This is a genomic window from uncultured Thiodictyon sp. (genome assembly GCF_903828115.1).
GTDB lineage: Bacteria > Pseudomonadota > Gammaproteobacteria > Chromatiales > Chromatiaceae > Thiodictyon.
In genome coordinates, this window is the sequence record NZ_CAIKKU010000840.1 from 1 (window position 1) to 8,731 (window position 8,731).

General features: G+C 66.5%; 10 protein-coding genes. All 10 read right to left on the reverse strand.

Annotation, left to right across the window (positions count from 1 at the left end; all coding sequences use genetic code 11):
• Positions 1 to 75: 75 nt before the first annotated feature.
• The gene (gene mltG / locus QZY48_RS31345; protein ID WP_295438034.1) at positions 76 to 1,074 is read right to left on the reverse strand and encodes an endolytic transglycosylase MltG; all 999 of its coding nucleotides are present in this window, start codon (positions 1,072 to 1,074) and stop codon (positions 76 to 78) included.
• On the reverse strand, positions 1,071 to 1,973 hold the full coding sequence (gene pabC, locus QZY48_RS31350) for an aminodeoxychorismate lyase (RefSeq protein WP_295438037.1): 903 nt from the start codon (positions 1,971 to 1,973) through the stop codon (positions 1,071 to 1,073). The genes mltG and pabC overlap by 4 nt, the downstream gene beginning before the upstream one ends.
• 56 nt (positions 1,974 to 2,029) lie before the next feature.
• Positions 2,030 to 3,268 carry a beta-ketoacyl-ACP synthase II gene (fabF, locus tag QZY48_RS31355; protein WP_295438039.1) on the reverse strand — a complete coding sequence of 413 codons (1,239 nt, stop codon included), beginning with the start codon at positions 3,266 to 3,268 and terminating at the stop codon, positions 2,030 to 2,032.
• Positions 3,269 to 3,366: 98 nt separating this feature from the next.
• Positions 3,367 to 3,603 (reverse strand): acyl carrier protein, encoded by a 237-nt coding sequence (acpP, locus tag QZY48_RS31360; protein WP_295438042.1) that lies wholly within the window; start codon positions 3,601 to 3,603, stop codon positions 3,367 to 3,369.
• Between the two features lie 149 nt (positions 3,604 to 3,752).
• Entirely contained in the window at positions 3,753 to 4,493 is a 741-nt protein-coding gene (gene fabG, locus QZY48_RS31365; RefSeq protein ID WP_295438044.1) for a 3-oxoacyl-ACP reductase FabG, read from the reverse strand.
• The gene (fabD, locus tag QZY48_RS31370) at positions 4,480 to 5,442 is read right to left on the reverse strand and encodes an ACP S-malonyltransferase (RefSeq protein ID WP_295438047.1); all 963 of its coding nucleotides are present in this window, start codon (positions 5,440 to 5,442) and stop codon (positions 4,480 to 4,482) included. The genes fabG and fabD overlap by 14 nt, the downstream gene beginning before the upstream one ends.
• Positions 5,443 to 5,651: 209 nt before the next feature.
• Positions 5,652 to 6,608 (reverse strand): beta-ketoacyl-ACP synthase III, encoded by a 957-nt coding sequence (locus tag QZY48_RS31375; protein WP_295438050.1) that lies wholly within the window; start codon positions 6,606 to 6,608, stop codon positions 5,652 to 5,654.
• Positions 6,608 to 7,678, reverse strand: coding sequence for a phosphate acyltransferase PlsX (plsX, locus tag QZY48_RS31380; protein WP_295438056.1), 1,071 nt, complete (start codon positions 7,676 to 7,678; stop codon positions 6,608 to 6,610). The genes QZY48_RS31375 and plsX overlap by 1 nt, the downstream gene beginning before the upstream one ends.
• Positions 7,679 to 7,797: 119 nt before the next feature.
• Positions 7,798 to 7,974 carry a 50S ribosomal protein L32 gene (gene rpmF / locus QZY48_RS31385; protein ID WP_295438051.1) on the reverse strand — a complete coding sequence of 59 codons (177 nt, stop codon included), beginning with the start codon at positions 7,972 to 7,974 and terminating at the stop codon, positions 7,798 to 7,800.
• 60 nt (positions 7,975 to 8,034) lie between these two features.
• Positions 8,035 to 8,571 (reverse strand): YceD family protein, encoded by a 537-nt coding sequence (locus QZY48_RS31390; RefSeq protein ID WP_295438053.1) that lies wholly within the window; start codon positions 8,569 to 8,571, stop codon positions 8,035 to 8,037.
• Positions 8,572 to 8,731 lie beyond the last annotated feature (160 nt).

Below are 8,731 nucleotides of genomic sequence, written 5' to 3' on the forward strand. Positions count from 1 at the left end.
GTCTCCGATTACGATTACGACAACGACAACGACAACGACAACGACTGCGTTTGTGCTTAACTTGTTCTCGACTAATTACTTATGGAGTTGAAACTCACTCACGGCCCGGTTGTGGCCCTCCAGGGTCGCGGAGAAGACGTGCCCGCCGTCGCCCCGCGCCACGAAGTAGAGACTGTCGCCGTCCGCCGGGTGCAGGGCGGCATTGATCGCCGCCCGCCCGGGGAGCGCAATCGGGGTCGGCGGCAGCCCGGCGATGACATAGGTGTTGTAGGGGGTTTCCTCGCGCAGATCGGCGCGGCGCAGATTGCCGTCGAAGCGCGCACCCAACCCATAGACCACGGTGGGGTCGGTCTGGAGCCGCATCCCGGCGCGCAGCCGCCGCACGAAGACCCCGGCGATCTGCGGGCGCTCGGCGGCGAGGCCGGTCTCCTTCTCGATGATCGAGGCCAGGATCAGCGCCTCGTCGGGCGACTTCAGCGGCAGCCCCGCGGCCCGCTCCTGCCACTCCTGCGCCATCACCGCCTCCATGCGCCCGTGGGCGCGCCGCAGGACCTCGAGCCCCGTGGTGCGGCGCGGGAAGTTGTAGGTGTCCGGGAAGAACCGCCCTTCCGGGTGCTCCCCGGGGTGGCCCAGGGCGGCCATCAGGGATTCGTCGGACTGCTCGGCAAGATCGGTGCCGAAGCGGCCATTGGCGAGGATCGCCGCCACCGCCTGGCGGAAGGTCCAACCCTCCACCAGGACGATGGGATATTGGATCACCCGCCCGGAGACGAGTCGATCGAGGACCTCGCCCGGACTCAGGCCCTGCGTCAACTCGAACTCACCGGCCTTGAGGCGGGCGCCGTCGCCGCGCTGATAGGCGAGCAGCAGCAGATAGTAGGGGTGGCGGATGAGACCGCGGGCGGTCATGGTCGCGGCGACCTGACGCAGGCCGCTGCCGCGCTCGACCGCGACGACCATGGTCGGTTCGGCCATCCGCACCGGGGTCGCGATGAAGCGCTGATAGTCCAGCCAGACGCCGCCCGCCAGCGTTCCCAGGCCGAGCAGGAGCAACAACAGTACACGGACAATCATGGCGTCGGCCACTCCGCGGTCTGCGCCGCCAGGGCGACGGCCTTGAGCAAGCCCCAGGGCAGGAGTCCCGGGTCGTAGTCACGTCCGTCCAGCCGGCGAACCGGCCAGACCCCGATCAGGGCGTTGGTAAGAAACAGGCCGCGCGCCTCATGCAGGTCGGCGGGCCTGAGATCCCGCTCCCGGCAAGCAATCCCCAGACCGGCCGCCAGTTCCAGGGTCAGGGCGCGCACGGTACCCGCGATCCCGGCACGGTTGAGAAGCGGCGTGTCCAGGGTCGTGCCGGTCCAGAGGAAGAGGTTGCTCATGGTCCCGCCGACGACCTGCCCGTCGTCGCGCAGCATCAGCCCCTCCGCAATTTCCGGGTCGGTCCACTCGGCGCGCGCGAGGACGTTATCCAGGCGGTTCAGGTGTTTGATCCCGGCCAGTGAGCGGTTCTCGGAGGCGCGGGTCAGACAATAGCGCACCGACAGGCCCCGCGTATAGCAGTCCGGCGGCCAGACGGGTAAGGGATAGACGAGCAAGGCACGACGGGGTTGCGGCTGCGCGGGCGGACGGTAGCCGCGCCCGCCCGTCCCCCGGGTGATCAGGACCTTGAGGACGCCCGCGTCGAGTCCCTTGATCAGCGGGCGGACCTCGTCCTCCAGACACCGGGCCGACGGGACTGGGATACCCAGACGGCCGCAGCCCAGTGCCAGTCGCGCGAGGTGCCTGGACCACTGACAGGGCGCCCCGTTGCTGATCAGGACGGTCTCGAACAGACCGTCGCCATAGCCGATCCCCCGATCCCAGACCGGCACCAGACCTGTCTGCACGCCATCGATCAGGACCCGCAGCGGCGCTGCTTCGCCCGCGGCGCCGACGACAGCCCCGGTACCGGGGGGCGCTGATCCCGATACCATTCGCGAATCACCCTGGGCCTGAGAATCGGCCACCGAAGCGCAATTGCCGCGGCGCGCTAGGGACGACGGAAGATCAGGGTCCCGTTGGTCCCGCCGAAACCGAAGGAGTTGGTCAGGGCCACGTCGATGCGCATCTCGCGTGCCGTGTTCGGGACGTAGTCGAGATCGCAGTCCGGATCGGGGGTCTCGTAGTTGATGGTCGGCGGGGCCACCTGATCGCGCAGCGCCAGGATGGTGAAGATGGCCTCGGCCCCGCCGGCAGCGCCCAACATGTGCCCGGTCATGGACTTGGTCGAACTGACCGGGACCTTGTAGGCCAGGTCGCCGAAGGTCCGCTTGATCGCCATGGTCTCGGCCGCATCACCCGCGGGGGTGGAGGTGCCGTGGGCGTTGATGTAGCCGATCTGATCCAGGTTGACGCCCGCATCGTTCATGGCCAGCAACATGCAGTCGGAGGCGCCTTCGCCGTTCTCCGAAGGGGAGGTCATGTGATAGGCATCGGAATTCATGCCGACCCCGATCAACTCGGCGTAGATGGGCGCCCCCCGGGCCACCGCCCGTTCGTACTCCTCCAGCACGACCACCCCGGCCCCGTCGCTCAGCACGAAACCATCACGGTCCTTGTCGAAGGGCCGGCTGGCACGCTCCGGGTCCTCGTTGCGGGTGGACAGCGCCCGGGCCGCGGCGAAGCCGCCCAGGCCGACCGGGGAGGTCGCCATCTCGGCCCCGCCCGCGATCATCACGTCCACATAACCGTGGCGGATCATGATCGCCGCCTCACCGATGTTGTGGCTGCCGGTGCTGCACGCGGACACGATCGAGTAGTTCGGCCCCTTGAGCCCGAACTTGATCGAGATGTCCCCTGCCACCATGTTGATGATGTTGGCCGGCACGAAGAACGGCGAGATGCGGCGCGGCCCCTTGGAGCGGTACGCCTCATAGTTGTTCTCGATGCCGGTGATGCCGCCGATGCCGGAGCCGATCGCCACCCCGATGCGCCGACAGTTCGAGTCGTCGATCGTGAGACCCGAGTCGGCGATGGCCTGGCAGCCCGCGGCCATCCCGTAGTGGATGAACTTATCCATTTTGCGGGTGTCTTTTTCCGAGACATAGACGGTGGGATCGAAACCGTAGATCGGACCGCCGAAGCGGGTACTGAACGGCCCCACGTCGAAGTGGGTGATCGGCTTGATTCCGCTCCTGCCGGCCAGGATGCTTTCCCAGGACGATTTTACGTCCAAACCTACCGGCGCCACCAAACCCAGTCCGGTGACCACGACCCTTCTGACTGTCATTACCTACCCCTCTCGCTCGGAATGACCCGACGGGCAAGCGCCGCACGTGACGTCCGTATCGCCGGGCGGCGGCCGTTCCGTCCTCGAAGCAGCGCGCCTCAGCCTAGGTGCTCGTTGATGTAGTTGATCGCCTGCTGGACGGTGGTGATCTTCTCGGCATCCTCGTCGGGGATTTCGGTCTCGAACTCCTCCTCCAGCGCCATCACCAGTTCGACGGTGTCGAGGGAATCCGCGCCGAGGTCGTCGACGAAGGAGGCCTCCAGGGTCACCTCCTCTTCCTTGACGCCCAACTGCTCGACGACGATCTTCTTAACTCGTTCTTCAACGCTGCTCATGAGTCTGCAACCTCCAGATGACAAAGTGACCCGGGCTGGGCCAGGCGGTATTCTAGTGACAATCGAGGGGCGATGAAAGCCGATAACGGGGCTTATGCCCCTCGATTAACAAAATGATTTTGCTTGCGTTTGCCCGCAAGCAAGCGAGTTTACGCCATATACATGCCGCCGTTGACCTGCAAGGTCTCCCCGGTGATGTAGGCGGCGCCGCGCGAGGCGAGAAAGACGACCGCCGCGGCGACCTCCTCCGGCAGGCCGAAACGCCCCAGCGGCACGGCCCCCAGCACGGTATCACGCTGGGCCTCGGTCATGGCCCTGGTCATGTCGGTGTCGATCAGACCCGGGGCGATGCAGTTGACCGTGATGGCGCGCGAGCCGACCTCCCGGGCCAGCGCCCGGGTAAATCCCATCATGCCCGCCTTGGCGGCGCAATAGTTGGTCTGCCCGGCGTTGCCCATGCTGCCGACCACGGAGGCGATATTGATGATCCGCCCGCGGCGCGCCTTGGTCATACTGCGCAGGCACGCCTTGCACATGCGGTAGACGGACCCGAGATTGGTGTCGATGACCGATTGCCACTCCTCGTCCTTCATTCGCATCAGCAGGTTATCGCGTGTGATGCCGGCATTGTTGACCAGGATAGCGGGCGCCCCGAGGCGCTCGGTGACCTGCTCCACGGCGGCCGCGACCGACACTGGATCGGCCACATCGAGCACGACCCCTAACCCTTCGCGGCCGGCGTCGCGCAGCGCCTGCCCGACGCCGTCGGCCCCGGCCTGGGTGGTCGCGGTACCGGCGACGATGGCGCCCTGCTGCGCCAGCGCGAGCAGGATGGCGCGGCCGATCCCGCGCGAGGCCCCGGTCACCAGGGCGATTTCACCGTTGAGCATGGGCCGTCGTCTCCAGTGCCGCCGCCAGTGCCTGATCCAGGGTCTCGGGATCGCAGACCGGCAGCGTGATCATGGTCTTGTCGATACGCTTGTTGAGCCCGGTGAGCACCTTGCCCGGGCCGAATTCGATGGCCAGACGGACGCCGCCGGCCGCCATGGTTTGGACGGTCTCCACCCAGCGGACCGGCTGGTAGAGTTGCCGACACAGACGCGTCGTCAGGGCCGCGACCGAATCCGCACTGGTAACGTCCACATTGTGCAGCACCGGCACCCGGGGCACCCGCAGGTCCAGCGCGGACAGGGCCTCCGCCAGGTCGATCGCGGCGGGGCGCATCAGGGCGCAGTGGGAGGGCACGCTGACCGGCAGCAGGAGCGCGCGTTTGGCGCCCGCGGCCTTGGCAGCGGCCGTGGCGCGCGCCACCGCGGCGCTTTCCCCGGCAATCACCACCTGCCCGGGACCATTGAAATTCACCGCCTCCAGCACCGCCCCCTGGGCCTGCTCGGCACACAGCGCAATGACCTGCGCGTCGGTCAGGCCGAGCACCGCAGCCATGGCCCCCTGCCCCGCCGGCACCGCCGCCTGCATGAAACGGGCGCGATCGGCCGCCAGCCGGACCCCGTCGGCGAGACTTAAGACGTCCGCCGCCACCAGGGCGGCATATTCACCCAAGCTGTGCCCGGCCATGATGGTCGCGGCCGGCCCCCCCTGTGCCCGCCAGACCCGCCAGACGGCGACCCCGGCGACCAGCATGGCCGGTTGGGTGTTCTCGGTCTGGTCCAGGGCCTCCTTGGGCCCAACACTGACCAGGGTCCAGAGGTCCCGGCCCAGGGCCTGCGAGGCCTCCGCAAAGGTGTCGCGCACCAGTGGAAAGGCGGCGGCCAGGCCCTCGAGCATCCCGACGGACTGGGAGCCCTGACCGGGAAAACAGGCAGCGAGTGGAGTAGTCATCCGGGATAAAAACCAGGGCTCAAATCAACCTGAAAGGAATTTTTTGCCGCAAATGAACGCAAATAGACGCAAATAAATCTGCTGGTCAGCGGTGTCCCGGGGCACCCCCGAATGACCGGGAGGACCAGGATCACCCTGAGATTATTTGCGTCTATTTGCGTCATTTGCGGCTTAACTATTTATTTCCGGAGTTAAATTCGGATCAGAGGTCAGTAGCGCACCAGGGCCGAGCCCCAGGTGAAGCCGCCGCCGATCGCCTCCATCAGCACCAGGTGACCGCGCTGGATGCGCCCGTCGCGTACCGCCTGATCCAGCGCCAAGGGGACCGAGGCGGCGGAGGTGTTGGCGTGGTCGGCCACCGTGACCACCACCTTCTCCATCGGCAGGCGGATCTTGCGGGCGATCGCCTGGATAATGCGCAGGTTGGCCTGATGGGGGATAAACCAGTCGATGTCGGCCATCGTCAGGCCATTGGCCGCCAGGGTTTCGGCGACCAGCTTGCTCAAGACCGTGACGGCGAAGCGAAAGACCTCGTTGCCCTTCATCGTTACCCGGTTGTTGGCATAGTCCCCGTTGCCGATGCCGCCCGGGACCTGGAGCATCTCCTTGTAGGCACCGTCGGCGTGCAGACTGGTCGCGATGATGCCGGGTTCATCGGCGGCGCCCAAGACCACCGCCCCGGCGCCGTCGCCGAACAGGACGCAGGTCCCCCGGTCTTCCCAGTTCAGGATGCGGGAGAAGGTTTCGGCCCCGACCACCAGGACCCGCCGGGCGGACCCGGTCTGCACGAATTTGTCGGCAATGGTCAGGGCGTAGACGAAGCCGGCGCAGACCGCCTGGACATCGAAGGCGGGGCAGCCGTGGATGTCGAGACGGCGTTGCAGGATGGTGGCCGTGCTCGGGAAATACTGGTCGGGTGTGGTCGTGGCGACGATGATCAGGTCCACTTCCCGGGCACTGATCCCGGCCGCCTCCAACGCGTGGCGCGCGGCCCGTTCCGCCAGATCGCAACAGGTCTCGCCCTCCACTACCAGGTGACGCCGCTCGATTCCGGTGCGTTCACGGATCCAGGCGTCGGTCGTGTCGACAACGGCTTCGAGATCGGCATTGGTCACCACCCGCTCCGGGAGATAGCCGCCGGTCCCGAGGATTCGGGAATAGATCATCAGGCAGTCGCCCTGCGTTGGTCCTGGTCGTCGGCGTCTTGAGCGGGCGGCGCGTCACCCAGGTGGCGCCCCACCTGCTCGGCGATGCGGCGCGGGATATCGCAGTGGATCTCCTTCTCGGCGATGCCGATCGCGTTTTCAAAGGCGATCTCGTCGGCCCCGCCATGGCTCTTGATCACGATGCCGCGCAGGCCGAGCAGGCTCGCGCCGTTGTAGCGCCGCGGGTCCATGGTGCGGCGAAAGGCGTTGAGGATCGGCATCGCCGCCAGGCCCGCCAGGCGGGTGAACAGGTTGCGCTTGAACTGCGCGCTCAGGGTATGGCGCACGAACTTGGCGACCCCCTCGCTGCTCTTGAGCGCCACATTGCCGACGAACCCGTCCGTCACCACCAGATCCACGTCTTCCAGATAGATCCCGTCGCCTTCGACATAGCCCACATAGTTGAGTGCGCTACGGGACAGGAGTTCGTGGGCCTTTTTGACCTGCTCGTTGCCCTTCATCTCTTCCTGGCCGATGTTGAGCAGGGCGACCTTGGGCCTGGCCACGCCATCCACGGCCTTGACCAGTTCGCTGCCCATCGCGGCGAATTGCATCAGGTGCGCCGCGGTGCAGTCCACATTGGCACCCAGATCGAGCATGTGGGTATGACCATGCAGGGAGGGTACCGCCGTGATGATCGCGGGGCGATCCACGTTGGGCAGCATCTTGAGCACGAAGCGTGCGGTGGCCATCAGGGCCCCGGTGTTGCCGGCGCTCACGCAGGCATGGGCCTCACCGCTCTTGACCAGGTCGATGGCCACGCGCATCGAGGAATCCTTCTTGCCGCGCAGCGCCTTGGCCGGCGACTCGTCCATCTCCACCGTCTCGGTGGTGTGCCTGATCCGGATGCGATCACGCAGCTTCGCGGCCGCCTTGCCGACGAGTTGGGTCTCGATCCGCGCCTGATCCCCGACCAGGATCAGGTCCACCGCGGTCCGGTGGGCCAGGAAGCGCAGGGCCGCCGGCACCACGACCTGGGGGCCGTGGTCGCCGCCCATCGCATCCAGGGCGATCGTGTGGCGCCGGTTCAGGAACAACCCCGGCGACCACTGGGGCGCGTCCGCGGGGGATTCATGTGGGATGTCTTGTGACATGTCAGGGCCGGGACGCGGTACCAATTTCGCACGAACGACGACGGCTGGGTCCTGACTCACTCGGCCTTATCCAGCACCTTGCGGCCCCGATAGAAGCCGTCCGCGGAGATATGGTGACGGCGATGGACCTCGCCGGTCATGGAGTCGACCGACAGGGTCGGACCGCTCAGGGCATCGTGGGAACGGCGCATGTCGCGCCGCGAGCGGGTCTTGCGGTTCTGGGGAACAGCCATGGTCTACTCCTGATAGGGCGGTCAGTAGACCGCACTATTTATTAAAAAAATCAAAGGCTTTTAGCCTTTGGACTTCAGCGTCGCAAGCGCTGCGAACGGATTTAGCCGCTCGGCCACTTCCGTGGCCGGCGCGCTCTCGGTCAGGCCTGACGATAGCGCCGCCTGGCACTCGCCGACCCCGTGCATGGGTACCAGCGGGAGGGCGAGCAGCAATTCGTCCTCGATCAGGTCCAGGGGGTTGATCGGCTCCTCGCCGAGCGGCAGCGGGTCCAGATGATCCGCAACCTCCGGAGTCTGAACCAGGCCCAGGCCGTCCGCACCCGTCGTCGCCCGGACCAGAGCCAAGGCGATCGGCGCCTCCAGCCGGTACACCACTTCCTTGAGACAACGCTGGCAGATGAGCCTCACCGCCATCGAAACCTGGCCCAGCGCAACCGCCTGTCGCGCCTCATCCCGCTCGAACCGCAGCGCGTACTGCGCCGGTCCGTCGGCCCCCGCGACCCCCGCGGCCAGCCGCGGCAGTTGCGCAAGGGTCGCGCCGCCGGCAAAGGCGGCACCCAGGTGCACCGCCCGCCAGGGATCGAGTTTCTGAGGCAATGGGGCCGACATAAGCCGCGTAAAATAACCGATCTTTGGTCAGTGAGTCAATCACACCTCAGTCCCCGGGTGCGATCGGAACTGATGTGGTGGCCGAGATCCCGGGCACGCTGTCGTTGTCGTTGTCGTTGTCGTTGTCGTTGTCGAATAATCCGACCAC